This is a genomic window from Paraburkholderia sp. SIMBA_027 (assembly GCF_046535315.1).
GTDB lineage: Bacteria > Pseudomonadota > Gammaproteobacteria > Burkholderiales > Burkholderiaceae > Paraburkholderia > Paraburkholderia tropica.
The window spans coordinates 1-251 of the sequence record NZ_JAWRWY010001191.1; the positions used below are offsets into that span (position 1 = coordinate 1).

Sequence of the window (251 nt, forward strand, 5' to 3'; positions counted from 1 at the left end):
GCCTTTTCTGTGACGGGAGTTTAATTAAAACGTGACGTCAAGGAGAAAACGTACAGTACATACAAAAAAACCTCTCATTAGTGACGACCAATGAGAGGCGAAATCATTAAACCTGTTGTGTATTGCTATATTGTTGTTGACGTGTAATTTGGATCACTTGCTTCCATGTGTCACGGAATTCTGTAGTTAAACCAATGACTTCATCAATAATTTCTATATCATTTTTAATATTTGCTTCGATCAGGCGACGG

1 protein-coding gene is annotated in these 251 nt (G+C 37.1%); it reads right to left on the reverse strand.

Annotated features, from left to right (window positions below; genetic code table 11):
- Positions 1-106: 106 nt before the first annotated feature.
- Positions 107-244 carry a flagellar protein FliS gene (locus tag SB764_RS42910; RefSeq protein WP_410867163.1) on the reverse strand — a complete coding sequence of 46 codons (138 nt, stop codon included), beginning with the start codon at positions 242-244 and terminating at the stop codon, positions 107-109.
- Between the last annotated feature and the right edge of the window lie 7 nt (positions 245-251).